Here is a 24,046-nt window from a genome sequence, read left to right as displayed (position 1 = left end):
GCCGGGACTCCGTCCCGGACCCTGCCAAGGACTCCGTCCCTGGACCCTGCTGGGGCTCCGCCCCAAACCCCGCCAGGAACTCCGTCCCTGGACCCAGACCTACGCCGAAGGCTGCGGGCCATTGTCGCGATCGGCTGCGGCGGGCCTTGGGTTGCCCCGGCTGGCCCGGTCGTCCACAACCCGTCGGTTATCCACAGGCCCGACGAACCTGCCCTTAACACCCACGCCCAGCCCTCTTCTACAGTCAGAAGTGGGAGGCGGACCGGGTGGCCCCTCCGTTCCAAACCAGCGAAACCGCGGCGCGAAGCCTTCGTGGGAGCCTTCGTGTTCGCCACTCCGCGTCCCCTGTCGTCACCTCGGGCCTTTTCGGGAACCTCACCGAACAGCGATTCTCCGGGCGTCCTTTTGTGACCCCGCGAACCTGGAAGTGGTCGATCTACCTGGGGCAGTATGGACGCCATGCCAAGCCTCAGACGCGACGAAGCCCAGACCCGGGCGGAGCTCCTCACCGTCGACTCCTACGCCATCGACCTGGACCTCACCAAGGGCGACGAGCTGTTCGGGTCGACCGCCGTCATCCGTTTCCGCAGCAGTGGTGATCCCGGCACCGCCACCTTCTTCGAAGTGGTCCCCGAGACGCTCCATCGGGTCGTCCTCAACGGCACCGAACTGGCCGCCGGCGACCTGGTCGACAACCGCTTCCCCCTGACCGGGCTGGCCGCGGAGAACGAGCTCATCGTCGAGGCCGACATGCGCTACTCCCACTCCGGCGAAGGGCTGCACCGCTTCGTCGACCCGGAGGACAAGCTCGTCTACACGTACATGATGGGCTTCCACGACATGGCCAGCCGGGTCTACGGGTGCTTCGAGCAGCCCGACCTGAAGGCCACCGTCCAGCTGAGCGTCACCGCGCCCACCGACTGGACCGTCGTCGCCAACGAGGGCGGTGAGCAGGTGGAGCCGGGACGGTGGGTCTTCGCCGAGACGAAACCGGTCGCGACGTACTTCACGACCTTGTGCGCGGGGCCGTACCACTCGGTCTATCGCGAGCACGACGGCGTGCGTTTCGGCCTGCACTGCCGGCAGTCGATGGCGGCGCACCTCGACGTGGACGTCGACGAGATCTTCGAGGTGACCTTCGGTTGCTTCGACCGCTTCCACGAGCTCTACGGCGTCCGCTTCGCCTTCGGTGACACCTACGACCAGGCCTTCGTGCCCGAGTTCAACGCCGGGGCGATGGAGAACCCGGGCTGCGTGACCTTCCGCGACGAGGCCTTCGTGTACCGCTCGGCGGTCACCGAGTCCCGCCGGGAGGGGCGCGCGGTGACGATCGCCCACGAGATGGCCCACATGTGGTTCGGCGACCTCGTCACCCTGCGCTGGTGGGACGACCTGTGGCTCAACGAGTCCTTCGCGAACTACATGGGCTTCCGCGGCGCCGCCGAGGCGACCCGTTTCGAGGGCGGCTGGGCGAACGTCGTCTTCAACAAGCTCGGCGGTCTGGCCGCCGACCAGCGTCCGTCGACGCACCCGGTGTCCTGTGAACTCGACGTCAGCGCCGACGCGCTGGCCAACTTCGACGGCATCGCCTACAACAAGGGCGGCGCGATCCTCAAGCAGCTGGCGGCCTGGCTCGGCGACGAGACCTTCTTCGCCGGCCTGCGGGAGTACTTCGACCGCTACGGCTACGGCAACGCCTCCCTCGCCGACTTCCTCGACTGCCTGTCGAAGGTGTCCGGCCACGACCTCGGCGAGTGGGGCCGCTCCTGGCTGCGCACCACCGGCCCGAACACCCTTCGGGCCGAGCTGACCCTCGACGAGCAGGGCCGCTACACCTCCGTCGGGATCCGCCAGACCGCCCCCGACGGGCACCCGACGCTGCGCACCCACCACCTCCGCGTCGGCCTCTACGACATCGAGGGCGACCGCATGGTCCGCCGTGAGCAGGTGTCGGTCGACGTCAGCGGTGAGCTGACCGACGTGCCGGAGCTGGCCGGTGTCGAGCGGGCGGCGCTGCTGCTGGTCAACGACGACGACCTCACCTACGCGAAGGTCCGCCTCGACCCCGACAGCCTCTCCGCGATGCGCACGGCGCTGCCGCGCCTGAGCGACGGCGTCGCCCGCGCGCTGCTGTGGAGCATCGCGTGGGACAGCTGCCGTGACGGTGAGCTGCCGCCCAAGGAGTTCCTCGACCTGCTGCGCGAGTGCCTGCCGAGCGAGCCGATCATGCCGATCGTCGAGCAGCTGCTGATGGTCGCGCGCAACGTCGTCATCGAGCAGTACCTGCACCCGCGCGACCGCGCCGAGGGCCTGCGGGCCTTCGCCGAGCTGGGCGCGGCCCTGGCCGACGGCGCCGAGCCGGGCAGCGGCCGCCGGCTGTCGGGGATCCGGGCGCAGATCGGTGCGGCCGGTTCCGGGGACGCCGCACGCCTGCGCGGCTGGCTCGACGGCGTCGACGTGCCCGAGGGCTTCGCGGTGGACGCCGAGATCCGCTGGCAGATCCTGTCGCGCCTGTGCGTGCTGGGCGAGGCCGGTGAGGACGACATCGCCGCCGAGTTGTCGCGCGACCCGAGTTCGGAGGGCCTCAAGCACGCCGCAACGTGCCGCGCGTCCCTTCCCGACGCCGAGGCGAAGGCCGCGGCCTGGGAAACGGTCCTGCACAGCACCGAGCTGTCCAACCACGTGCTGCGGGCCACCGCCGACGGGTTCTGGCGGCCCGAGCAGAGAGAACTGCTCGCACCGTACGTGGAGCGCTTCTTCGCGGAGTTCCCCGACGCGGTCGACGCGCGCATGCCGTGGGAGAAGATGCACCTGACGGCGGCGATGTTCCCGTCCTTCGCGGTGGAGCCCCGCACGGCCGAGCTGGCCGCCGAGATGCTGTCCGCCGACGGTCTCGCACAGGAGTTCCGCCGTACCGCGGCCGACCGTCTGGACGACCTGAGCCGGGCCGTTCGGGTCCGTGAGGCGGCCGACACACCCTAGCGTTCGCCCCTGACCCGGCGTCCCTGTCATCTAACATCGCCAGATGGTGGGTGCCGGGCGCCGGGTCGGGGTCATGGGTGGGACGTTCGATCCCATCCACAACGGGCACTTGGTCGCCGCCTCGGAATCCGCCGAGAAGCTCGGGCTCGACGAGGTGGTGTTCGTGCCCGCCGGTCAACCCTGGCAGAAGGAGGACCGGCAGATCTCGCCGGCCGAGGACCGGTACATGATGACCGTGCTGGCCACCGCCGGCCATCCCGGCTTCCACGTCAGCCGCGTCGACATCGACCGGCCGGGCCCGACCTACGCCGTCGACACCCTCCGCGACATCCGCGGCCTCTACCGGCCCAAGACCGAGCTGTTCTTCATCACCGGCGCCGACGCCCTCGCGGGCCTGTCCACCTGGAAGGACGCCGACGAGCTGCTGCACCTCGCGCGCTTCGTGGGCGTCTCGCGGCCGGGCTACGACCTCTTCGACATCCGGCTCCCGCCCGGGTCGGTCGAGCTCGTCGAGATCCCCCTGATGGACATCTCCTCCACCGACTGCCGCCGCCGCGTGGCCCAGGGACGGCCGCTGTGGGGCCTTGTTCCCGACGACGTGGTGCGCTATATCGCACAACGCGGCCTCTACCGCGCCTAATGCATGAGGCGCTCGTCGGCGGAGCGTGACAGACTGGAGGTCTAGACGACCCGACGTTAGGAGCCATGTGGCCGCCACCGAAACCGCCCGCACTCTGGCCCTCGCCGCGGCGGAGGCCGCGGCGGACAAGAAGGCCCACGACATCGTGCTGATCGACGTCAGCGACCAGCTGTTCATCACCGACGTCTTCATGCTCGCCTCGGCGCCCAACGAGCGCCAGGTGCAGGCCATCGTGGACGCGGTCGAAGAGCAGCTCCGCGAGAAGCACGACACCAAGCCGCTGCGCCGTGAGGGCCAGCGCGCCGGACGCTGGGTGCTGCTCGACTACGCCGACGTCGTCGTGCACGTTCAGCACAGCGAGGAGCGCGAGTTCTACGCCCTCGACCGGCTGTGGAAGGACTGCCCGACGGTCCCCTTCGAGAGCGAGCCGTCCGTGGGTGAGCCCGCCGAGGTCGAGGCGTGACCCGTCTGCTCATCGTCCGGCACGGTCAGACCTCCTGGAACGGCTCCAAACGCTTCCAGGGGTGGACCGACATCGAACTGGACGAGATCGGCCGTGAGCAGGCGCTCAAGGCCGCCGTCGCGCTCGCCGCGCAGGAACCCGACCTGATCGTCGCCAGCGACCTCAGCCGTGCCCTCGACACCGCGCAGGCCGTCGCCGACCTCACCGGCCAGTCGGTGAGCACCGACGAGCGCCTGCGCGAGCGCGGCTACGGGCCCTGGGAAGGGCTGACGATGCCCGAGATCGCCGTGGACTGGCCCGACGAGCACGCCCTCTGGCGTGCCGGACGGCCCGTGGCGCTCAAGGGCATCGAGAGCTGGGAGGACCTCAAGGCCCGCACGGGGGCGGCGATGGCCGAGATCATCGAGAAGGTCGGCGACGGCACCGCCGTCGTCGCCTGCCACGGCGGTTCGGCGCGGCAGGCCGTCGCGGCGGTCCTCGGCTGGGACGCGGAGATGACCAACACCATCCACGGTCTCGACAACTGCCACTGGGCCGACGTCCGCCTCTCGCGGGGATGGCGCCTGCACGCTTACAACGTGGGTGTCGCGTTCTGAGTGGAACGGCGCGCGCGTCCCGCGCGTCGGATCTTGCATGAGGACGAGAATGACGAGAACGCGTTCCCGCTTCACGACCGCTTCGATGGCCACCGCCGCCGGCGTACTGATGCTGGCAGGGCTGACCGCGTGCGGCGCGAACGGCCAGGGCTCCGGCTCCGGCTCACCCGCGCCGAGCGACGTGCTCAGCGGCCCGACGAGCTCCGACCCGGGCCCCTCGGGCAGTCCGGGCGTGAGCCTGCCACCAGGAAAGGACGAGCCGGGAGTGGACCCCACGAAGGGCAAGTCGGTGACCATCACCGGAACGGTCGAGGCGGGCGTCGAGCACGGATGCCTGGTCCTGAACGCCAACGGCAAGACCTACTCCCTGCTCGGCGGGGACAAGCAGATCCTGACCGCCGGCACGCAGGTCGAGGTGACCGGGCACGAGGCGCCCGACGTGATGTCCTTCTGCCAGCAGGGCCTGCCTTTCCAGGTGGAGACCGCCCGGGCACTGTGATCGGGGTGGCCGATCCGCTACCGTTCGTCTATGCCAGTCGCGGTGGTCACGGACTCAACGGCTTACCTGCCGCCCGAACCGGTCGCCAAGTACGCGATCTCGGTTCTCCCCCTCCCGGTGACCCTGTCGGGTTCCGAGGGACGTGAGGGCGTGGACGTGACCCCGGCCGACGTCACCGTCGCCATGGCACAGCGCCGCGTACGCGTGACGACCTCGCGGTTGGCGCCGGCCGAACTGGTCGAGTGCTACCGGCGTCTGTTCGACGAAGGCGCCACCGGCGTGGTGTCGGTGCACATCTCCTCGAAGCTCTCGGGAACATACGACGCGGCCGTCTCGGCCGCCGCCGAGTTCGACGGGAAGGTGCGGGTCGTCGACTCGCTCAGCACGGCCATGGGCCTGGGCTTCCCCGTCCTCGCCGCGGCGCGAACCGCCGGGCGAGGACGGGGCATCGACATCGTGGAACGCGACGCCGTCGCCGCCGTGAAGCGGACGACGACGATGTTCTACGTCGACACCCTGGAGTTCCTCCGCCGAGGAGGCCGCATCGGCGCAGCCAGCGCGCTGGTGGGCACGGCCCTTGCGGTCAAACCGATCCTGCACGTCGACGAGGGAACCCTCGTCGTGCGGGAGAAGCTGCGCACGGCGTCACGGGCGCTCGCCCGTCTCGCCGACCTGCTGGAGGCGGCCGGGCACGAGGGCGCCGTCGACGTCGCGGTGCACCACCTCGCCGCGCCCGGCCCGGCCGAGGAGCTGGCGGCGCGCTTGAAGGAGCGTTTCGGGCGACGGCTGCGGATTCTCTACACCTCCGAGGTCGGTGCGGCCGTCGGCGCGCACGTGGGACCGGGCCTGGTGGGTGCCGTGGTGCACCGTCGGGTGGACTGAGCGCCCAGGAGTTCCCCGGACGGCGGCTCGCCGTCGACAATCCCTTCTCTCCCACGGTGACGGCGACGTCGCCGTGCTCGTCGGTGCGCAGGACACGCGCGCCCGCACGGGACAGCACGCCGAGCACTCCCGGGTTGGGGTGCCCGTAGTCGTTCCCCGCGCCCACCGACACCAGCGCCACGCGCGCTTCGACCGCCTCCAAGAACGCCGGGCTCTGGTAGGCCGAGCCGTGATGGGCGACCTTCAGCACGTCCGCGCCCAAGGGCACCCCGGCCGACAGCAGCGCGTCCTGCGCGGTCTCCTCAAGGTCCCCGGCGAGCAGGATCGACACACCGGGCCGGGCGGCGCGCAGGACGAGCGAGTTGTTGTTGGAGTCCGAGCGGGTACCGGTGATGGGCGTGGCGGGCGCGAGGACGCCGAGGACCCAATCGCCGACGGTGTAGCGCTCGCCCCCTTCGGGAATGGTGACCGGTACGCCGTGCGCGGCGGCGGTGTCGTGCACGGCCCGGTGGCCTTCGACGGGTTCGGCGAAGGCGGGCGCGAGGACGCGCCCGACCGGATGTGCGCCAAGGACCCCGCTGAGCCCGCCGACGTGGTCGAGGTGGAAGTGGCTGACGACCAGCAGCGGGACCTCGCTGACGCCGAGGCGGCGCAGGCAGCGGTCGGCGGCGGTGGGATCCGGGCCGGTGTCGACGACGATGGCCGCGTGCTCGCCGGTGGGCAGGACGAGCGCGTCACCCTGTCCGACGTCGCAGGCGACGATCACGGTGTCGGCGGGCGGCCAGCCGCCGACGAGCAGGCGCGCGGGGACGACGCCGGCGCAGGCGGCCAGCGCCAGCGCACAGGCGGCGGCGACCCAATGCCGTGAACGCCGCCAGCGCAGTCCGGCGACGAGGAGGGCGAGGATGGCGGCGAGGAGGAGCCCGCCACTCATCCCCGCCTGCCACGGCAAGGCGGCCATGGGGAGCGTCGAGCCGTTGCGGGCCAGCCAGACGAGCCACCACGCGGGCCATGAGGCGAGCCACACGAGGACGTAGGCGGCCGAGGGCCACCAGGGGGCGCAGGCGGTCGCGAGGACGCCCAGGATCGTCGCGGGGGCCACGGCGGGCACGGCCAGCGCGTTGACGGGGACCGCGACGAGGCTGATCTGGCCGGAGAGGCCCGCGACGACGGGCGCGACGGCCAGTTGCGCGGCGGCGGGAACGACGAGGGCCTCGGCGAGCCAGCGGGGCCAGCGTCGGCGGCGCAGGCGGCGGCTCCAGGTCGCGGCGAACACCAGGAGTCCGCCGGTGGCCAGCACCGACAGCGCGAAGCCCGGCTCCCCGGCGAGGCCGGGGTCGATGAGCACGAGGACGGCAACGGCGGCTGCCAGGACGGGCATGGCGCGGCGGGGCCGGGCGAGGGCCAGGGCGATGAGGCCGATGGCGCCCATGACGGCCGCCCGCAGAACGCTGGGGGAGGGGCGGGCGACGATCACGAAGCCGACGAGGGCGACGCCCGCGATGGGCAGCGCCCAGCGCCGGGAGAGGCCGCACCAGCGGGCGGTGAGCAGGACGGCGCCGATCACGAGGGCGACGTTGGCGCCGGAGACGGCGGTGAGGTGGGTCATGCCGGTGGCGCGGAAGTCCTCGGCGACGCGAGGGTCGAGGGCACTGGTGTCGCCGACGACGAGGCCGGGGAGAAGGCCGCCGACCTCGGGTGAGAGGCGGGCGCAGACGGCGCGCAGTTCGGCGCGCAGGTCGCCCGCGGTGTCCTGCCACCACGACGGCGCCGAGAGGTCGAGGGGTTCGCCGCGGGCGATCCAGACGGCGGCCTCGAGTCCGCCGCCGTTCGCGGGGCCGAGGTGGCCTTCGGTGCGGAAGCGCTGGCCGGGAAGGAGTTCCGCCCAGGTGGGGCCGGTGGTGAAGACGAGCGCGCGGACGTCGACGTCGTGGGCGGCGCCGCCGGCGGAGATGTGGATGAGACGGGCCGGGATGAGGTGGCGTTCGGGGACGGCGGGGTTCCTGAGCCGGCGCGGGTCGTCGCCGACGATGAGGGTCGCGGTCCCTTCGGCCTGCGCGGCGACCAGGCCGGCGACGACGGGATTGTCGCGGACGGCGACCTTCCACGCCGTGACGGCGGCACCGCACGAGACACCGAGCAACCCGACGACGATGAGCCCGAGAATGGCCCTTTCGGTCCGCCGCGCCCACACCTCGGCGCCGCCGGCGCCGGCGGCCGAGAGCCCGGCCAGCCAGAACCCGCCCGCCGCCGACAGCGAGAGCGAGGCGAGGGCGGCGAGCCAGACGCCGCCGGCGACGACGGCGAGGCGCAGGTCGAGGCGGGGGCTCATACCGTCACCCGGTCCTTGAGGTCGGCGAAGCGGGCCGAGCCGATCCCGTCGACCTGGCGGAGCTGGTCGACGGTGGTGAAGCCGCCGTTGGCGTCGCGGTAGTCGACGATCCGCTGGGCGAGGACCGGGCCGACGCCGGGAAGGGTGTCGAGCTCGGCGACGGTGGCGGCGTTCAGGTTGACGGGCGCGGGGTTCGCGCCGGGGACTGCCGGTGCGCCGGGTGCGCCGCCGCCCGGTCGCCCCGGCCCGGTCGCCGTCGAGCCCACCACGATGAGCTCGCCGTCGACGACCTTGCGCGCGAGGTTGAGCAGACCGACGTCGGCAGGGTCGCGCACACCACCCGCGGCGGCGATCGCGTCGGCCACCCGCGACCCCGGCGGCACCTCCACCAGCCCCGGACGACGCACCTCCCCCGCCACCGACACGACGAGCATCACCACGGGAGCGCTTGCGGTCGCGACTTGTTCGACGCCACCGCCGACCGGCGTGACCGCCTCCGGCCGTGGCCACGACAGCCACGCCACCACCCCCGCGACGACCACGACCCCCGCCGCCACTACGGCCAGGACCCGCCGGGGGAGCGCGCCGACGGTCGGGAGGAGACGGCGGTGGAGGGTGGTGCGGGGTTGGGCGGAAGGGACGTCGGTGTGGGCGGGGGTGGAGGTGGGGGTGGCGTGGCGGCCGGGGGCAGCGGAGGCGCGGGGAGTATCCGGGGTGTTGTGAGGGCTGCGGGCAGCGCGGGTGTCGGGGGCGCTGGGGACTGTGTGGGCGTCGGCGGTGCCGTGGACGCCGTGGATGTCGTGGGTGTCGTGAGGGCCCAGGGCTGGGCGGACGCCGTGGACGTTGGGAGTGTCGTCGGCGGCATCGCACTCGACGACGGTGATGACGGCCTCGTCGGGTGGCGGCAGGTCGGCGGGATAGAGGGCGGGGGACGGTCGGGCGGTGCGCGGCGTGTGGCCGGGTAGAGGCGGGTTGGTGGGGGTCGGCGCTGTCGGGGACGGCGGTGAAGGCGGTGTCGCCGGGGACGACGGCGATGGCGGTGACGACGGAGGCGTAGGCGGCGGCGGTCCGGGCGGGTGAGCGAGCAGGGCGAGGCGGCGGCGCATGCGCTCGACTTGTTCGCGGCTTGAGGTGAGGGTTCGCACTGGTCAAGTGAAGAGCGGATGCGGTGTGGGCGCACCAGGGCGAGCCGCAGGGCTGTGGATAACTGGTGGATTGTGGATAAGTGTGGGGACGGGAGGGGTGGGCGCTGGCCGGCGCGGGTGGATAGGGCTGCTCCAGGGTGGCCGTGGTGTGCGGGTGGTGGGCTGCTCTTGCGACTGCCGAGGGGCACGGGGGAGCCGCGAAGGTGCGGTGCACGGGTGGTGGGAGCGCCGTTGTGGATGCCGTGGCAGCGCGGGCCTGCCGCCCCTGCGGCTCAAGGCCAGCCGTGAGGCGGGATGTGTGGAGGGGAGCTGCGAGGCGGGAGCAGCGACGTGTCAGGCGGGAGCCCGGGAGGCGGGAGCCGCGAGACGCGATGCGCGGGACGCGAGGCGTGGAGGGGAGCTGCGAGGCGGGAGCAGCGACGTGTCAGGCGGGAGCCCGGGAGGCGTGATGCGCGAGGCGGGGTCCTTGCGTCCCAGGCTCACGCATTGGTGGATGTGGCGGAAGGTGAAGGGCTCGGGCCGGCCGCCGGAGATGGCCTTGGCGAGGGCGTCGGCGATGTAGGGGCCTTGGAAGCCGCCGGAGCGGCAGCCGTAGGCGAGGCTGTCGCCCCATGTCCCGGCGAGCGCGGCGGCGTCCCCCATGACGTGGATCCCGGGGGTGTAGACGCGACGCACCAGGGCGGAAGCCGCGATGCGCGAGGTGGGAGGCGAGAGGGGAGCTGCGATCCGCCAGTCGCGAGCCGTGAGGCGCTAGGCGAGGCCGGGAGGCGTGAGCCGCGAGACCGGGAGGCGGGAGGCGCGAGGCGTGAGCCGCGAGACCGGGAGGCGGGAGGCGTGAGCCGCGAGACCGGGAGCCGCGATGTGCGATTCGCGAGGTGGGAGCCGGGAGCCGCGTGCAGCCGGGCGCGAGCCGTGAGGCGCTAGGCGAGGGCGGGAGCCGCGACGCGACAGGGAGCCGTGAGCGGGAGCAGGGGAGCGGGAGCGGCAGAACGGAACGAAAGACTTCCCCACCCCACACCCTGTCCCCACCCCGTGCCCCCACCCCGTGCCCCCACCCGCCCCTCCCACACCCCCGCCCACCCCGCGCCCACGTGGGAGGATTGCCGCGTGACCTCCATACCCCCGCTTCGTTTGGTCCTCGGCGAAGAGGACCTCCTGGTGTCCCGCGCGATCTCCGACATCTCGGCGGCCGTGCGGGCCACCGAGCCCGACAGTGACGTGCGTGAGTGGGACGCGGGTTCGGCGACCGTCGGCGAGTTCGTGTCCGGCGTGAGCCCGGCGTTGTTCGGGGGTGGCACGGTGGTGGTGCTGCGCAATGCGCAGAACGCGAAGAAGGACCTCACCGCCGCCGTCCTCAAGTACGCCGAGGGCCCTGTGGACGGGGTGTACCTCGTGGTGGCGCATGCGGGTGGGGTGAAGGGCAAGGCTTTCGCCGACGCGTTGAAGAAGGCGGGTGCCGACGTGGTGTCGGCGGCGAAGCTGAAGCGTCCGGCCGACCGCGCGGCGTTCGTCCGCGAGGAGTTCCGGCGGCTGGGCGCGCGGTGTGGCGCGGACGCCGCCGACGCGCTGCTCACGGCCATCGGCAACGACTTGCGCGAGCTGGCCGCGGCGGCGCATCAGCTCGTGTCGGACACGGGCGGCTCGATCTCGGTGGACGTGGTCAACCGCTACTACCGGGGCAAGGCCGAGGTGACGGGCTTCGCGGTGGCCGACGCGGCCGTCGTCGGCGACGTGCCGGGGGCGCTGGAGGCGCTGCGCTGGGCGCTGTCGGTGGGGATGGACGCGGTCCCGATCGCCGACGCGCTGGCCACGGGGGTGCGCAACGTGGCACGCGTCGCGGGTGCGGGGCGGGGGAGTGCGTTCCAGCTCGCCTCGACTCTGGGCATGCCGGCGTGGCGGGTGGAGCGCGCGCAGGCGCAGACGCGCGGGTGGACTCCGGAGGGCCTGGCGGCCGCGATGGAGGCCGCCGCCGAGGTGAACGCCGCCGTCAAGGGTGGCTCCGACGACCGCGGTTACGCGCTGGAGCGCGCCATCTTCGCGATCGCGGCCGCGCGCAAGGGCGAGTCCGTGCGCGGCGGGGTGCGGTGAGCGACGGGGACGTCCCGTCGCCTCGGCGCCCCTTCTACGCGCGGGTGCTGCGCCTTCGCCACATCCGGCCGGGCGCCGCCCTGTGCTTCGTGTTCTTCGAGGGCAGTGTCGCGCTGGGCGTGCTGCTGGCGCTGACCGAGATCGTGAGCTGGTGGGTGGTGGTGATCCTGCCAGTGCTGGTCGCGGTGATGGTCAAGCTCAACGACGTGATCGCGGGGGCGGGGCGCCGGCCTTAGGGCAGGCCGAGCTCGGCGGCGGTGGCGCGGGCGGCGTAGTCGAAGTAGGCGCGGTAGTCGCTGATGACGCCGACGTACTGGCCGAAGAGTTCGAAGCCGATGACGCCGATGAGGCCGCTCCAGGCGAGTATCACGCGTCCGCTGAAGGCGCGGGAGGGATCGTCGACGAGGGCGGCGACGTTGTCGGCGATCAGCGAGGGCTCGACGGTGGGGCGGTCGGCGGGGTAGGTGGCGCCGTTTTCGATGGCGGCGTTGCAGATCCCGACGAGGGTCATGGGCATGCGGGCCGCGGCGACGGTGGTGTCCTGGGGGGCGGCGTATCCGGGGATGGGCGTGCCGTAGAGCAGCTCGAACTCGTGGCGGTGCTCGATCGACCAGTCGCGCACGGCGTGGCAGACCGCCAGCCACCTCTCGGTGGGGCTCGCGTCGGCGGCGACGGCCTGGGCGTCGGCGTGTTCGGCCTTCTCGCCGACGGCGTTGTAGCTGTCGATGATCAGCGCGGTGAGCAGGTCGTCGATGCCGGCGAAGTAGCGGTAGACCGCCGAGGAGACCATGCCGAGTTCGCGCGCGACGGCGCGCAGGGAGAGGGCGCGTGGCCCGACCTCGCCGAGCTGGCGGCGGGCGGCGTCCTTGATGGCCTGGGTGAGCTCTGCCCGGGCGCGTTCGCGGGCGGTCCTGGGTGCTGACATGAGGCGACTCTAACAAAGGTTCGGAAGCGGTGCACAAATTCGAGAGCACCGCTCTTGACGACGCGCTTCCGTCGTGTCATGCTCTCTCCATGAGCGAGAGCACTGCTCTCGAAACTGATGGGAGATCCAAGATGTCGACTCACGTGATCCTCGGCAAAGGCCCGGTCGGCTCGACCACCGCGCGCATGCTCGCCGAGCGCGGCGAGACCGTCCGCGTGCTCAGCCGCTCCGGCGGCCGCGACGCCGACGGTGTCACCCACCTGGCCGTCGACGCCGGCGATGCCGAGGCCCTGCGCCGCGCGACCGCCGACGCCGACGTCCTCTACAACTGCGCCAACCCCGCCGGCTACCACCTCTGGGAACAGGAGTGGCCCCGCATGGCCGGCGCCCTGCTCGACGCCGCCGAGTCGGCCGGCGCGGTCCTGGTCACCATGAGCTGCCTCTACGGCTACGGGCCCGGCGCGCGTGTGATGACCGAGGACACCCCGTTGGCCGCCGAGGGCGTCAAGGGACGCCTGCGCGCCCAGATGTGGAACGAGGCGCTCGCCCGCCACCGCGCCGGCCGGCTGCGCGTCACCGAGGCCCGCGCCTCCGACTTCTTCGGCCCCGGCCCGACCGCCAACGCGGTCATCGGCGAGCGCGTCGTCCCGCGCGTCCTGCGCGGCAAGAGCGTGTCGCTGTTCGGCGACCCCGACGCGCCGCACAGCTTCAGCTACATGCCCGACATCGCGCGCACCTTGGTGCGGCTGGGCACCGACGAGCGCGCCTGGGGCAAGGCGTGGCACGTGCCGAGCGCGCCGGCGCTGTCGCAGCGGGCGATGGTCGAGGCGATCGCCCGGGTCGCCGGCGTGCCGATGGTCAAGGTCTCGAAGCTGCCCTGGTTCGTGCTGATCAACCTGCTCGGGACCGTCCAGCCGGCCATGCGCGGCTTCACCGAGACCCGCCACCAGTGGGACCTGCCGTTCGAGATGGACTCCGGCCGCTACACGGTGACCTTCGGTGAGACCGCCACCGACCTCGACGAGGCGCTCGCCGAGACGATCGCCTGGTGGCGCGGCAAGATCACCGTCGCCGCTTGAGGCGCACGCGCGTGAAAGGCCCGGCCCAGGCCGGGCCTTTCTTCGTTTCGCGGGTGCGCGAAACGGCCCCCGCGCAGGCGGGGGCCGTTGAAGCGTGTGAGTCCGTAAGGACTACTTGGCGGCCAGCTCGTTGAAGGCCTTCGTGATCGAAGACTTCCGGTTGGCGGCCTGGTTCTTGTGGATGACGCCCTTGCTGGCGGCCTTGTCCAGAGCGCGCGAGGCGAACTGGGCCTGGGTGCCGGCCACGGTGGAGTCGCCCGCCTCGACGGCCTCGCGGAACTTCCGGATGGCGGTCTTCAGCGACGACTTCACGGCCTTGTTACGCAGCCGGGCCTTCTCGTTCTGCCGGTTGCGCTTGATCTGGGACTTGATGTTCGCCACGTTTGAAGCCTCGGTCTCGATTCGTTCCGCATGCAATGGAGTAAGTGCCTGCGGAACTTTCCGTCGACACTGCCGTGCGGGGGCATGGGGGCCCAACACACAAGGGGCAAGCTTACCAGCCGCGTCTTGCGGCCAGCCAGGCCAGGGCCGCCTCCCCGCACCACGCCTGGTGGCGGCGGAGGTATGACGACACCCCGGGGATGGGATTTTGCTGTGCCCGGTCCAGATAGTAGCCCGCCGCGGCGGCCAGCACCGAGTCGAGTTGCTCACCGGTGACACCGACGGCGGTGGGGTGGGCGAAGAAGAGCCGGTCGGCGTCGTGACCGTCACCGTGCGCGGTGATGAGCAGGAACACCGTGTCGAACCAGGGCGCGGCGATCGACGGCCAGTTCCAGTCGCAGATCATCGCCCCCGACGCGGTCAGGATCATGTTGTCGGGCCGCAGGTCCCCGTGCGTGACGGCGTCGGCGGCCACCGCCGGGTAGACGCCCAGTTCGAGTTCGGCGAGCTCGCCGAGGTGCCGGGGCGAGACGGCCCGGTGCAGCGGGGCCTCGCCGGCCGCGGCGCGGGTGAAGTTGTGGAACTGGTCCCCGGCGTCCTCGGCGAGGGTGCGGATCCCGGCCGCCCGCAGCGCCTGGGGGACCGGTGCGAGGCGTTCGGCGGCGTCGGCCCAGGCGGCGAGCATCACGTCGAGGTCGGCGGGGGCCATCGGCAGCGTCGGCGCGCGCCCGGTCACCGGCTCGAAGCCGAGGACGATCCAGTCGCCGGCCGACTCGGCGAACAGCATCTTCGGCGCGGGCAGCCCCGCGGGCAGGGCCACGTTGATCTCGGCCTCACGGCGGTACGAGCTCGCCACGTGCGGTTTGTCGGGACCGGCGGCCTTGACGAACAGCGAACGGCCGTCGGCGGCGGTCACCACCGCGGCGAAACCACCGGTGAAGCCGCCCCCGGCGGGCGGTGCCGATACGATCGGGCCACCGAGCTCGCGCTCGACGGCGGCCCGAACCTCCGCCGGAAGGCTCTCGGCGCCCGGGCGCTCGGCGGTCTTGTCGTAAGGAACGGCGATGCCACTGCTCATGGGCACTGATCGTGTCACCCGTCGCCACCGGCTGCCACCGCATAAGCGGTGATCACGCTCATGGGATTATTGAGACCGCTCCATGGGCACCAGCCCACCCTCTACCTCGCGAATGGATGATGGAAGTGACGTACGCGCCAGGCGGCACCGATCCGCAGCGGATCCGGAACTTCTGCATCATCGCGCACATCGACCACGGCAAGTCGACGCTCGCCGACCGGATGCTGCAGATCACCGAGGTGGTCGACCAGCGGCAGATGCGCGCCCAGTACCTCGACCGCATGGACATCGAACGCGAGCGCGGCATCACCATCAAGAGCCAGGCCGTGCGCATGCCGTGGACGGCCCGCTCGGGCGAGCGGACCGGCGACGAGTTCGTGCTCAACATGATCGACACGCCCGGCCACGTCGACTTCACCTACGAGGTCTCGCGTTCGCTGGCGGCCTGTGAGGGCGCGGTCCTGCTCGTCGACGCCGCGCAGGGCATCGAGGCGCAGACGCTGGCCAACCTGTACCTGGCGCTGGAGAACGACCTGACGGTCATCCCGGTCCTCAACAAGATCGACCTGCCGGCCGCGCAGCCGGAGAAGTACGCCGAGGAGCTGGCCCACCTCATCGGCTGCGAGCCCGAGGACTGCCTGCGCGTGTCGGGCAAGACCGGCGTCGGCGTCGGGGAGCTTCTCGACAAGATCGTGCACCAGTTCCCCGCGCCCATCGGCGACCCGTCGGCGCCCGCCCGCGCGATGATCTTCGACTCCGTCTACGACACCTACCGGGGCGTGGTCACCTACGTGCGTGTCATCGACGGCCTCCTGGAGGCCCGCGACCGCATCAAGATGATGTCGACCGGTGCCGTGCACGAGCTGCTGGAGATCGGCGTCATCTCGCCCGAGCCCATCAAGTCCAAGGCGCTGGGCGTCGGCGAGGTCGGCTACCTCATCACCGGCGTGAAGGACGTGCGCCAGTCGAAGGTCGGCGACACCGTCACGCTCAACAACCGGCCCGCGCAGGAGGCGCTCGGCGGATACGCCGACCCCAAGCCGATGGTCTACTCCGGCCTCTACCCGATCGACGGGTCGGACTACCCCGACCTGCGCGAGGCCCTCGACAAGCTCAAGCTCAACGACGCCGCGCTGGTCTACGAGCCGGAGACCTCGGCGGCCCTGGGCTTCGGCTTCCGCTGCGGCTTCCTCGGCCTGCTGCACCTGGAGATCATCCGCGAGCGCCTCGAACGCGAGTTCGGGCTCGACCTGATCTCCACGGCGCCCAACGTCGTCTACACCGTCGACATGGAGGACGGGGTCGAGATCGAGGTCACCAACCCCAGCGAGTTCCCCGAGGGCAAGATCGCCGGGATCCACGAGCCGGTCGTGCGGGCCACCGTCTTGACGCCCAACGAGTTCGTCGGCGCGGTCATGGAGCTGTGCCAGGCGCGGCGCGGCTCGCTGATGGGCATGGAGTACCTGTCGCAGGAGCGCGTCGAGCTGCGCTACACGCTGCCGCTCGCCGAGATCATCTACGACTTCTTCGACCAGCTCAAGTCGAAGACGCGCGGCTACGCGTCGCTGGACTACGAGGCCACCGGTTCGCAGGTCGCCGACCTGGTCAAGGTCGACATCCTGCTGCACGGCGAGCCCGTCGACGCGTTCTCGGCCATCGTGCACAAGGACGGCGCCTACGCCTACGGCGTGCGCCTGGCCGAGAAGCTGCGCAAGCTCATCCCGCGCCAGCAGTTCGAGGTGCCGATCCAGGCGGCCATCGGCTCGCGCGTCATCGCCCGCGAGACGATCCGCGCGATCCGCAAGGACGTCCTGGCCAAGTGCTACGGCGGCGACATCACGCGTAAGCGGAAGCTGCTGGAGAAGCAGAAGGAAGGCAAGAAGCGGATGAAGATGGTCGGCCGCGTCGAGGTGCCGCAGGAGGCCTTCGTCGCCGCGCTGTCGACCGACGACAACGCCGCCGACAAGAAGAAGAGCTAGCCGACGCCGAAACGGCCCCGCCCCGAAAGGGGTGGGGCCGTTGTCGTGGGGACCGACCCCGCGCCGGGATCGGCTGCGGTGAGGAGTTCCCGCCGTCCCTCAGCGAACCCCGCCCGGCACCCGCACGAACGGCTCGCCCAGGTGCGGCGTCGCGACCGTCCCGCCGCGCTCGGCCAGCTCGCCCAGCAGGCGGCTACGGGAGTCGCGGGCCCGCTCGACGTCGATCTCGTGGACGTAGGCCACCTCAGGGTGGAGCAGCTGGACGGCGTGGACGAGGAGGTCGCCGGTGACGGCCACCAGATCGTCGCCGTCGCGGACCAGCACCGACTGGTGCCCGGGCGTGTGCCCGGGGGTCGGCAGGACCTTCACCGGCCCGGCCAGGCGGCGCTCGCCGTCGGCGGGGGCGAGCTGCCCGCGTTCGCGCAGGGGTGCCAGGAGGCTGTCGGCGAGGCCGGGGTTGAGGGTGCCGACGGCGTCGATCTCGGCGCGCTGGAGCACGTAGCGGGCGTCGGGGAAGTAGGGCTTGTGGTCGACCACGGCCCAGCCGACGTGGTCGGTGTGCAGGTGGGTGAGCACGACGGTGTCGACGTCGGCGTGGTCGATGCCCGCGGCGGCCAGCTCGGCGGGCAGCGCCCCGGGCACCGGCGCCCAGGACGCGGCGGGGGAGTCGGCCGGGCCGATGCCGGCGTCGATGAGGATGACGCGGCCGTCGTCGAGGCGCACCGCGAAGCAGCGGAACTTCAGCCACCAGCGGCCGTCGTCGGTGCGGGAGGCGGGGTCGAAGGCGTCGGCGGCGGCCCAGTGCGCCTCGCCGGCTTCGGGGAAGGCGTTCTCGCGGGGCTCGAAGAACGGCCCGGCACCGTCTTCGAGGGCGATGATCTCGGTGTTTCCGACGCGCAAGATCGCTGGCATTGGACGATTGTGACAGCCGCGAGGCAAATCACTCTGGCCGCCGCCGCGGCCGTCTCGTAGCGTGGGGGCATGAAGCTCGCATCGGTGAACCTGGGCGTCCTGCGGTCGGGGAAGTGGGCCGGAAGCCTCGGCCGGACGGGGATCGACAAGCGCCCCGCCGAAGGCCGTGTCCACATGGGACGGCTGGGGGTCGAGGGCGACGTGATCGTCGACGTCGAGAACCACGGCGGTCTCGACCAGGCCGTCTACGCCTACGCCCGCGAAGACGCGGCGTGGTGGGCCGACGAGCTCGACCGGGCGGTCGACCCCGGCGCCTTCGGCGAGAACCTGTCGACGGTCGGCCTCGACGTCAACGGCGCTCTCATCGGCGAGCGCTGGGCGATCGGCGAGGCCGTCTTCGAGGTGTGCTCGGTGCGGATCCCGTGCCGGACCTTCTCGGGTTTCTGGGACGTGCCCGACCTGATCAAGCGCTTCACCCAGCGGGCGGTGCCGGGCGCCTACCTGCGGGTCGTCCAGGAGGGCACGGTCGGCGCGGGCGACGCGATCACGATCGTCGAGCGGCCCGCGGAGCACGACCTGACCGTCGGGGAGCTGTTTCGGGCGATGACCATCGAGCCGGAGTTGCTGCCGAAGGTGCTGACGGCCCCGGCGGTCCCCGTGGAGATCAGGGAGAAGGCCGCGCGGCGGGTGGGGTGAGGTCAGGCCCCCGGGGGTAGCAGCGGCGGCCCGTCCCACTGCTCGAAGATGAGGTTGGTGTGCACCAGCGACACCTCCGGCCGCGCGGTGAACTCGTCGAGGACGAGCCGTTGCAGGTCGCCGACGCCGGGCACGGCCACGTGCACCAGGAAGTCGTCGGGGCCGGCGAGGTGGAACACCGCTCGCACCTCCGGCAGTGATCGCGCGTGCGTCACGAACTCCGCGACCAGCGGGCGCCGGTGCGGGGTGACGCGCACGGCCAGGAACGCCTGCAGGGGACGGCCGAGAGAGCCGGGGTCGAGGCGGACGGTGTAGCCGGTGATGACCCCGGCGTCGCGCAGCCGCCGGATCCGGTCGAGGCAGGTCGAGGGGGCGATGTGCACGCCGGCGGCCAGCTCGCGGTTGGTGATCCGCGCGTTGTTCTGCAATTGACGGAGAATCCGCAGATCCACCGTGTCGAGCGCCACCGTTTCCGACATGCGCCGAACGATATCCGGCGTTCACCCCGTGGCGGTGACCGCGACTCCACACTTCCGGCATGAACGCGACCCCGGCTCACGCATTCGCCACCCGCGCCGTCCACGCCGGGCGCGACGACCTCGCCGCACTCGGCGTGCACGCCGCGCCCATCGACCTGTCCACGACCTACCCCGCCGTCGACTGCGTCGCGGAGGCCGCCCGCATCGAGGAGTTCGCCGCCGGGATGCAGCCCGAGGGTTCGCCCATCTACGCGCGGCTGCACAACCCGACAGTCGCGCGCTTCGAGTCGGCGCTGGCCGAACTGGAGGGCGCCGAGGCCGCAGTGGCCTTCGCCAGCGGCATGGCCGCGATGAGCGCGTGCCTGCTGGCCGTGGCCGCCGCCGGCAAGCGGCACATCGTCGCCGTCCGCCCGCTGTACGGCGGCAGCGACCACCTGCTCGGCGCCGGACTGCTCGGCACCGAGGTGACCTGGGCCGACCCGAAGGGCGTCGCCGCCGAGATCCGGCCCGACACCGGCCTGGTCATCGTCGAGTCCCCGGCCAACCCGACGCTCACCGAACTCGACCTCGCCGCGCTGGCCGCCGACTGCGGCCAGGTCCCGCTGCTGGTCGACAACACCTTCGCCACCCCGGTCCTCCAGCGGCCCATCACCCGCGGCGCCTCGGTCGTCCTGCACAGCGCGACGAAGTTCCTCGGCGGGCACGGCGACGTGCTCGGCGGTGTCGTGGCCTGCGGTGAGGAGTTCGCCCGGGGCCTGCGGCAGGTGCGCGTGGCCACCGGCGGCCTGCTGCACCCGCTGGCCGGTTACCTGCTCCTGCGCGGACTGGCGACCCTGCCCGTGCGCGTGCGCGCCGCCCAGGCAGGCGCCCACGAGCTGGCGCTGCGCCTCAAAGACCACCCCAAGGTCGCCGCCGTGCACTACCCGGGCTTCGCCGTCGACCGCCCCGGCCAGATGGACGGCGGGGGCGCGCTGGTCGCCTTCGAAGTCGACGGGGACGCGCACAAGGTCGTCGCCGCCGTCGGCCTGATCACCCCCGCGGTGAGCCTCGGCAGCGTCGACACGCTCATCCAGCACCCCGCCTCGCTGACGCATCGCGTCGTCGGCGCCGCCGACCGCGAGGCCGGCGGCATCGGCGAGAACCTGCTGCGCGTCTCGGTCGGCCTCGAAGACGTCGAGGACCTGTGGGCCGACCTCTCCGGCGCGCTCGACCGCGCCTAAGCGACCGGCTCGGGGGCGCGGTTGTAGTCGAGGACCGCGCCCAGGTACTCCTCGATCGAGTCCCGGTTGCGCGTCAGGCAGCGGATCCGGTCGCTCATCCGGTCGCGCTCGGTCTCCAGCGTGGCGATCATCTCCGGCGTGGCGTCGGGGAAGTAGATCGCGCGCGGCTTGTCGAGGCACGGCAGGATCTGCTTGATGATCCTGGTCGGCAGGCCGGCGTCGAGCAGCCCGCGGATCTGCACGACCCGGTCGACGTTGTACTCGGCGTAGTCCCGGTAGCCGTTCGCCGCGCGGTCGGGCAGAATCAGACCCTGCTCCTCGTAGTAGCGCAGCAGACGGCGCGGGGTGTCGGTGCGTTCCGACAGTTCTCCGATGCGCACGTGCCCCACCTCACACTGGTTCGGGTTGACCTTCACACTGATGTGAAGGTTTGAGCATAGTCCCATGCGAACCGAGACCGCCGCCCCCGAGACCCGCGCCCCGGGCGGGAAACTCCCCATGGGCGCCCTGCTCGCCCTGGCCACCGCCGTGTTCATCACCAGCCTCACCGAGACCCTCCCCGCCGGCGTCCTGCCCGCCATGAGCGCCGACCTCGGCGTCGGCGAGTCGGCCATGGGCCAGTCGATCACCGTCTACGCCCTCGGCACCGCCCTGACCGCCATCCCGCTGTCGGCGCTCACCGCCGGCTGGCGCCGCAAGCGCCTGCTCCTGAGCGCCATGGCCGGATTCGCCCTCGCCAACACCGTCACCGCCGTCTCGGTCTCCTACCCGCTGACGATGGCCGCCCGCTTCCTCGCCGGCGTCGCCGCCGGACTCGCCTGGGCACTGCTGGCCGGCTACGCCCGCCGCATGGCCCCCGCCCACCTCCAGGGCAAGGCCATCGCCGTGGCCATGGCCGGAATCCCCGTCGCGCTCTCCCTCGGCGTACCCGCCGGAACCTTCCTCGGCAAGGCATTCGGCTGGCAGAGCGCCTTCGGGACCATGACCGCGCTGACCGTCGTCCTGCTCATCTGGATCACCGCCACCGTGCCCGACTTCCCCGGCCAGAAGCGCGGCAGCCGCACCCCCATGCTGCGCGCCCTGAGCGTCCCCGGCGTGACACCCGTCCTGTTCGTCACGCTCGTGTTCGTCCTGGCCCACACCATCCTCTACACCTACATCGCGCCCTTCCTCGACCGCCTCGGCATGGGCCGCTCCACCGACCTCGTCCTGCTCGTCTTCGGCGCCGCGTCCCTGCTGAGCATCTGGATCGTCGGCGCCCTCATCAACCGCCGCCTGCGCCTCCTGACCATCGCCAGCGTCCTGCTCGTCGGCGCCGCCGCCGCCATCATGGCCGTGCTCGCCGACAGCCCGGCGCTCGTCTACGTCGCGGTCACCCTGTGGGGACTGGGCTGGGGCGGCGCGCCCACCCTCCTCCAGACCGCCGCCGGTGACGCCGGCGGCGAGCACGCCGACGCCGCCCAGGCCATGCTGGTCACCTTGTGGAACGCGGCGATGGCGGCGGGCGGCGTCGTCGGGGGAGTACTCCTCGGCGCACTCGGCTCGGAGTCGTTCCCGTGGAGCGTGCTGGCACTGCTGGTGCCGGTCGCGCTGGTCGTCCTGACGGCCTCCGCGCACGGTTTCCCGCGCGCGAGGGCCGCGGTGGAGGGCGCCTAGACCGGCGGGAAACGCACGATCACGTCGCCGGAACCGTTGCTGGTGCAGATCCACAGCCACCCGTCGGGGCCGTGCTCCACACTGCGGACGCGTCCGTAGGTGCCCGTGAGCACGGCCACCGGCTCACCACCGGCCAGCGGCACCGTCCACAGCCGTTGCCCGCGCAGGGCCGCGACGTACATCGTGTCGGCGACCACCGCCGCCCCGCTCGGCGAGGCCTCCGCGGTCGTCCACGTCACCAGCGGGTCGTGGAACTCCGGCTCGCCGCCCTCGCCCTCCACGACCGGCCAGCCGTAGTTGTCGCCGGCGACGATGTGATTGACCTCGTCCCAGGTGTTCTGGCCGAGCTCACTGGCGTAGAGCTCGCCGCCGCCGGTCCAGTCGAGACCCTGCACGTTGCGGTGGCCGAGGGTGTAGACGCGCGAACCCGGGAAGGGATTGTCCTCGGGCACCGTCCCGTCGGGGTTCACCCGCAGGATCTTGCCGCCGAGGCTTCCCGGGTCCTGCGAGTTGTCGCGGTTTCCCGCGTCGCCGGTGGCGATGTAGAGCTTGCCGTCGGGGCCGAACTCGATGCGCCCCCCATTGTGGATGGACGCCTTCGGGATGCCGGTGACGATCGGCTCGGGTGTGAGGTCGGCGAGGGTCAGCCGGGCGACGCGGTTGTCGCCGGCGGCGGTGAAGTACACGTAGATCGTCTCGTCGACGGCGTAGTCGGGCGACACGGCGAGGCCCAGCAGCCCGCCCTCACCGCCCGGGACGACGGTGGGGACCTGCCCGACGGTCTGCGGCGGTGTACCGGGTGCCACCGTCTTGATCAGGGCGGAGTTTCGTTCGGCGAAGATCGCCGTCCCGTCGGGGAGGAAGGACAGCCCCCAGGGGTAGGTCAGTCCGGCGGCGACCTGCTCGCCGGCGTCGAAGTCGAAGTCGGCGTCGGCGGCGGTCTGCGCCTCGGCGCCGCAGACCCCGGTGAACGTGGTGGCCGCCAGGGCGGCGGTGACGGCGATGGACTTGGCGATGCGCACGGCCCTCGCTCCTCTCGGAAAAAGGTCGCGCCACGCCGGTTCGGCGTGGCGCGTCCGCTTTTGTCCTATGTGGAGCCGAATCTATGCGGTCCGGCCCGGCGGGTCAACCGGTCAGGGTTTGGCGCGGACCTCGACGGTGACGTGGTCGCCGCCCTTCTCGGCCGCCGTCCACTCGCCGCTCTTGGCCGACCACTCGTGCCCGTCGTAGACGACACTCGACACGCCGAGATCCTCCGAGTAGGCGACCATCCAGTGCGCGAACTGCCAGCCGTTGTCCACATCCGACATCCGGATGACACGGCCGTCGGCCTTCGCGGTCACCTTGTCCCAGTCGAGGCTGAGCTCACTGGTCACCGCGTCGACGGCGTCGTCGCCGGCCACGCCCTTGTCGTCGACCCGGCACGCCACGGCGGCGTTGACCGAGCCGAGCATCGCGTCGGCGAGGACCTGGGCCTCGTCGGACCACTGCTCATAGGCGTCGGGGTAGGCACTGCGCTGCACCGCCTGGGCGGCGTCGGTGATGCGCATGTCCTCCCAGCCCTCCACCTTGACCAGTGCCTTGAAGAAGCGCTTGGACGAGTAGCGGGGATCCTGGATCTCCTCCTCGGTCCCCCAGCCCTGACTCGGCCGCTGCTGGAACAGCCCGACCGAGTCACGGTCACCGTGACCGATGTTCTCCAGCCGGGACTCCTGGTAGGCGGTCGCCAGCGCGACCACGACACCCCGCTCGGGAATGTCCAGTTTGGAGCCGACCGCCGCGATCGTCGCGGCGTTCGACGCCTGGGTCGGATCCACCTTGATGGTGGAACCTTCCGCCCCGGTCACCGTGCACATGGGCTTGGCGAAGGGATTCGGCAGATCGGCGTCGATGATCCGCGCGATGACGAATCCGACACCGGCGAGCACCGCGATGACCACGATTCCCGTGACCACGTGTCGCGCGCGCATCCAACCTCCTAGTCGGCGTAACCAGAGGACACCGTGACCTAACC

The 24,046-nt window shown here is 71.9% G+C and carries 22 protein-coding genes and 2 pseudogenes; 13 read left to right on the top strand and 11 right to left on the bottom strand.

Annotated elements, in window-relative coordinates; translation table 11 throughout:
* Positions 1-459 precede the first annotated feature (459 nt).
* From pepN to AB0I28_RS37150, 6 genes are all read left to right on the top strand, one after another.
* Positions 460-2,982 carry an aminopeptidase N gene (gene pepN, locus AB0I28_RS37175; RefSeq protein ID WP_357500724.1) on the top strand — a complete coding sequence of 841 codons (2,523 nt, stop codon included), beginning with the start codon at positions 460-462 and terminating at the stop codon, positions 2,980-2,982.
* 43 nt (positions 2,983-3,025) lie between these two features.
* A complete protein-coding gene (gene nadD / locus AB0I28_RS37170) occupies positions 3,026-3,622 on the top strand; it encodes a nicotinate-nucleotide adenylyltransferase (protein WP_357500723.1) in 597 nt (198 codons plus the stop codon).
* A 67-nt stretch (positions 3,623-3,689) separates the two neighbouring features.
* Positions 3,690-4,085 (top strand): ribosome silencing factor, encoded by a 396-nt coding sequence (rsfS, locus tag AB0I28_RS37165; RefSeq protein ID WP_357500722.1) that lies wholly within the window; start codon positions 3,690-3,692, stop codon positions 4,083-4,085.
* Positions 4,082-4,681: a histidine phosphatase family protein gene (locus AB0I28_RS37160; protein ID WP_357500720.1), complete on the top strand. Its 600-nt coding sequence runs from the start codon at positions 4,082-4,084 to the stop codon at positions 4,679-4,681. The genes rsfS and AB0I28_RS37160 overlap by 4 nt, the downstream gene beginning before the upstream one ends.
* A 49-nt stretch (positions 4,682-4,730) precedes the next feature.
* Complete coding sequence (locus AB0I28_RS37155) at positions 4,731-5,180, top strand: hypothetical protein (protein WP_357500718.1); 450 nt, start codon at positions 4,731-4,733, stop codon at positions 5,178-5,180.
* 30 nt (positions 5,181-5,210) lie between these two features.
* Positions 5,211-6,062 carry a DegV family protein gene (locus AB0I28_RS37150; protein WP_357500716.1) on the top strand — a complete coding sequence of 284 codons (852 nt, stop codon included), beginning with the start codon at positions 5,211-5,213 and terminating at the stop codon, positions 6,060-6,062.
* A 220-nt stretch (positions 6,063-6,282) separates the two neighbouring features.
* On the opposite strand, the pseudogene AB0I28_RS37145 reads toward AB0I28_RS37150, so the two are convergent.
* The 3 genes and pseudogenes from AB0I28_RS37145 to AB0I28_RS37135 form a co-directional block, all read right to left on the bottom strand.
* Positions 6,283-8,394: pseudogene (locus AB0I28_RS37145) on the bottom strand (ComEC/Rec2 family competence protein); the annotation flags it as partial.
* Positions 8,391-9,539 carry a ComEA family DNA-binding protein gene (locus tag AB0I28_RS37140; protein ID WP_357500715.1) on the bottom strand — a complete coding sequence of 383 codons (1,149 nt, stop codon included), beginning with the start codon at positions 9,537-9,539 and terminating at the stop codon, positions 8,391-8,393. The gene AB0I28_RS37140 and the pseudogene AB0I28_RS37145, both read right to left, overlap by 4 nt.
* 333 nt (positions 9,540-9,872) lie before the next feature.
* Positions 9,873-10,181: a hypothetical protein gene (locus AB0I28_RS37135; protein ID WP_357500713.1), complete on the bottom strand. Its 309-nt coding sequence runs from the start codon at positions 10,179-10,181 to the stop codon at positions 9,873-9,875.
* Positions 10,182-10,646: 465 nt separating this feature from the next.
* On the opposite strand from AB0I28_RS37135, the gene holA reads away from it, so the two are divergent.
* Entirely contained in the window at positions 10,647-11,627 is a 981-nt protein-coding gene (gene holA / locus AB0I28_RS37130) for a DNA polymerase III subunit delta (RefSeq protein WP_357500712.1), read from the top strand.
* Positions 11,624-11,842, top strand: a pseudogene (locus tag AB0I28_RS37125) (hypothetical protein); the annotation flags it as partial. The gene holA and the pseudogene AB0I28_RS37125, both read left to right, overlap by 4 nt.
* Before the next feature lie 17 nt (positions 11,843-11,859).
* Here AB0I28_RS37125 and AB0I28_RS37120 read toward each other — a convergent pair.
* Positions 11,860-12,552 carry a TetR/AcrR family transcriptional regulator gene (locus tag AB0I28_RS37120; RefSeq protein ID WP_357500710.1) on the bottom strand — a complete coding sequence of 231 codons (693 nt, stop codon included), beginning with the start codon at positions 12,550-12,552 and terminating at the stop codon, positions 11,860-11,862.
* Between the two features lie 131 nt (positions 12,553-12,683).
* Here AB0I28_RS37120 and AB0I28_RS37115 point away from each other — a divergent pair, with 131 nt between their 5' ends.
* Positions 12,684-13,631 (top strand): NAD-dependent epimerase/dehydratase family protein, encoded by a 948-nt coding sequence (locus AB0I28_RS37115; protein ID WP_357500708.1) that lies wholly within the window; start codon positions 12,684-12,686, stop codon positions 13,629-13,631.
* A gap of 111 nt (positions 13,632-13,742) precedes the next feature.
* On the opposite strand, the gene rpsT is transcribed toward AB0I28_RS37115, so the two are convergent.
* Both rpsT and AB0I28_RS37105 read right to left on the bottom strand, forming a co-directional pair.
* Positions 13,743-14,012 carry a 30S ribosomal protein S20 gene (gene rpsT / locus AB0I28_RS37110; protein WP_357500707.1) on the bottom strand — a complete coding sequence of 90 codons (270 nt, stop codon included), beginning with the start codon at positions 14,010-14,012 and terminating at the stop codon, positions 13,743-13,745.
* 112 nt (positions 14,013-14,124) lie between these two features.
* The gene (locus tag AB0I28_RS37105) at positions 14,125-15,090 is read right to left on the bottom strand and encodes a phosphotransferase (protein WP_357500706.1); all 966 of its coding nucleotides are present in this window, start codon (positions 15,088-15,090) and stop codon (positions 14,125-14,127) included.
* Between the two features lie 125 nt (positions 15,091-15,215).
* On the opposite strand from AB0I28_RS37105, the gene lepA reads away from it, so the two are divergent.
* Positions 15,216-17,069, top strand: a complete 1,854-nt coding sequence (gene lepA, locus AB0I28_RS37100; RefSeq protein ID WP_357500705.1) for a translation elongation factor 4 — start codon at positions 15,216-15,218, stop codon at positions 17,067-17,069.
* 99 nt (positions 17,070-17,168) lie between these two features.
* On the opposite strand, the gene AB0I28_RS37095 is transcribed toward lepA, so the two are convergent.
* Complete coding sequence (locus AB0I28_RS37095) at positions 17,169-17,981, bottom strand: MBL fold metallo-hydrolase (RefSeq protein WP_357500703.1); 813 nt, start codon at positions 17,979-17,981, stop codon at positions 17,169-17,171.
* A gap of 69 nt (positions 17,982-18,050) precedes the next feature.
* Between AB0I28_RS37095 and AB0I28_RS37090 the strand changes: the two genes are divergently transcribed.
* The gene (locus AB0I28_RS37090) at positions 18,051-18,677 is read left to right on the top strand and encodes an MOSC domain-containing protein (RefSeq protein ID WP_357500701.1); all 627 of its coding nucleotides are present in this window, start codon (positions 18,051-18,053) and stop codon (positions 18,675-18,677) included.
* 2 nt (positions 18,678-18,679) lie between these two features.
* Here AB0I28_RS37090 and AB0I28_RS37085 read toward each other — a convergent pair whose 3' ends face one another.
* Positions 18,680-19,156, bottom strand: coding sequence for an Lrp/AsnC family transcriptional regulator (locus AB0I28_RS37085; protein WP_357500699.1), 477 nt, complete (start codon positions 19,154-19,156; stop codon positions 18,680-18,682).
* Positions 19,157-19,215: 59 nt separating this feature from the next.
* Between AB0I28_RS37085 and AB0I28_RS37080 the strand changes: the two genes are divergently transcribed.
* Positions 19,216-20,376 carry a PLP-dependent aspartate aminotransferase family protein gene (locus tag AB0I28_RS37080; protein ID WP_357500698.1) on the top strand — a complete coding sequence of 387 codons (1,161 nt, stop codon included), beginning with the start codon at positions 19,216-19,218 and terminating at the stop codon, positions 20,374-20,376.
* Here the strand turns inward: AB0I28_RS37080 and AB0I28_RS37075 are convergent.
* Positions 20,373-20,756, bottom strand: coding sequence for a MerR family transcriptional regulator (locus tag AB0I28_RS37075; RefSeq protein WP_357500697.1), 384 nt, complete (start codon positions 20,754-20,756; stop codon positions 20,373-20,375). The two genes, AB0I28_RS37080 and AB0I28_RS37075, sit on opposite strands and share 4 nt — an antisense overlap.
* A 64-nt stretch (positions 20,757-20,820) precedes the next feature.
* Here AB0I28_RS37075 and AB0I28_RS37070 point away from each other — a divergent pair, with 64 nt between their 5' ends.
* Positions 20,821-22,032: an MFS transporter gene (locus AB0I28_RS37070; protein ID WP_357500695.1), complete on the top strand. Its 1,212-nt coding sequence runs from the start codon at positions 20,821-20,823 to the stop codon at positions 22,030-22,032.
* Here the strand turns inward: AB0I28_RS37070 and AB0I28_RS37065 are convergent.
* Both AB0I28_RS37065 and AB0I28_RS37060 read right to left on the bottom strand, forming a co-directional pair.
* Positions 22,029-23,054: a PQQ-dependent sugar dehydrogenase gene (locus tag AB0I28_RS37065; protein WP_357500694.1), complete on the bottom strand. Its 1,026-nt coding sequence runs from the start codon at positions 23,052-23,054 to the stop codon at positions 22,029-22,031. The genes AB0I28_RS37070 and AB0I28_RS37065 overlap by 4 nt on opposite strands.
* Positions 23,055-23,165: 111 nt before the next feature.
* Positions 23,166-24,002, bottom strand: a complete 837-nt coding sequence (locus tag AB0I28_RS37060) for a hypothetical protein (protein ID WP_357500692.1) — start codon at positions 24,000-24,002, stop codon at positions 23,166-23,168.
* Positions 24,003-24,046: the final 44 nt, after the last annotated feature.

Source organism: Phytomonospora sp. NPDC050363 (assembly GCF_040655735.1).
In the GTDB taxonomy this organism is placed as follows: domain Bacteria; phylum Actinomycetota; class Actinomycetes; order Mycobacteriales; family Micromonosporaceae; genus Phytomonospora.
This window is presented reverse-complemented; position numbering and strand designations above follow the sequence as displayed.

What these genes read in the sequence shown, in the direction of transcription:
- AB0I28_RS37085 (WP_357500699.1), bottom strand. Translation starts at nt 19,156, where the DNA reads ATGTCGGAAACGGTGGCGCTCGACACGGTGGATCTGCGGATTCTCCGT.
- AB0I28_RS37060 (WP_357500692.1), bottom strand. Translation starts at nt 24,002, where the DNA reads ATGCGCGCGCGACACGTGGTCACGGGAATCGTGGTCATCGCGGTGCTC.
- AB0I28_RS37105 (WP_357500706.1), bottom strand. Translation starts at nt 15,090, where the DNA reads ATGAGCAGTGGCATCGCCGTTCCTTACGACAAGACCGCCGAGCGCCCG.
- AB0I28_RS37155 (WP_357500718.1), top strand. Translation starts at nt 4,731, where the DNA reads ATGACGAGAACGCGTTCCCGCTTCACGACCGCTTCGATGGCCACCGCC.
- AB0I28_RS37135 (WP_357500713.1), bottom strand. Translation starts at nt 10,181, where the DNA reads ATGGGGGACGCCGCCGCGCTCGCCGGGACATGGGGCGACAGCCTCGCC.
- AB0I28_RS37090 (WP_357500701.1), top strand. Translation starts at nt 18,051, where the DNA reads ATGAAGCTCGCATCGGTGAACCTGGGCGTCCTGCGGTCGGGGAAGTGG.
- AB0I28_RS37095 (WP_357500703.1), bottom strand. Translation starts at nt 17,981, where the DNA reads ATGCCAGCGATCTTGCGCGTCGGAAACACCGAGATCATCGCCCTCGAA.
- nadD (WP_357500723.1), top strand. Translation starts at nt 3,026, where the DNA reads ATGGTGGGTGCCGGGCGCCGGGTCGGGGTCATGGGTGGGACGTTCGAT.
- AB0I28_RS37150 (WP_357500716.1), top strand. Translation starts at nt 5,211, where the DNA reads ATGCCAGTCGCGGTGGTCACGGACTCAACGGCTTACCTGCCGCCCGAA.
- AB0I28_RS37080 (WP_357500698.1), top strand. Translation starts at nt 19,216, where the DNA reads ATGAACGCGACCCCGGCTCACGCATTCGCCACCCGCGCCGTCCACGCC.
- AB0I28_RS37070 (WP_357500695.1), top strand. Translation starts at nt 20,821, where the DNA reads ATGCGAACCGAGACCGCCGCCCCCGAGACCCGCGCCCCGGGCGGGAAA.
- AB0I28_RS37115 (WP_357500708.1), top strand. Translation starts at nt 12,684, where the DNA reads ATGTCGACTCACGTGATCCTCGGCAAAGGCCCGGTCGGCTCGACCACC.
- AB0I28_RS37120 (WP_357500710.1), bottom strand. Translation starts at nt 12,552, where the DNA reads ATGTCAGCACCCAGGACCGCCCGCGAACGCGCCCGGGCAGAGCTCACC.
- pepN (WP_357500724.1), top strand. Translation starts at nt 460, where the DNA reads ATGCCAAGCCTCAGACGCGACGAAGCCCAGACCCGGGCGGAGCTCCTC.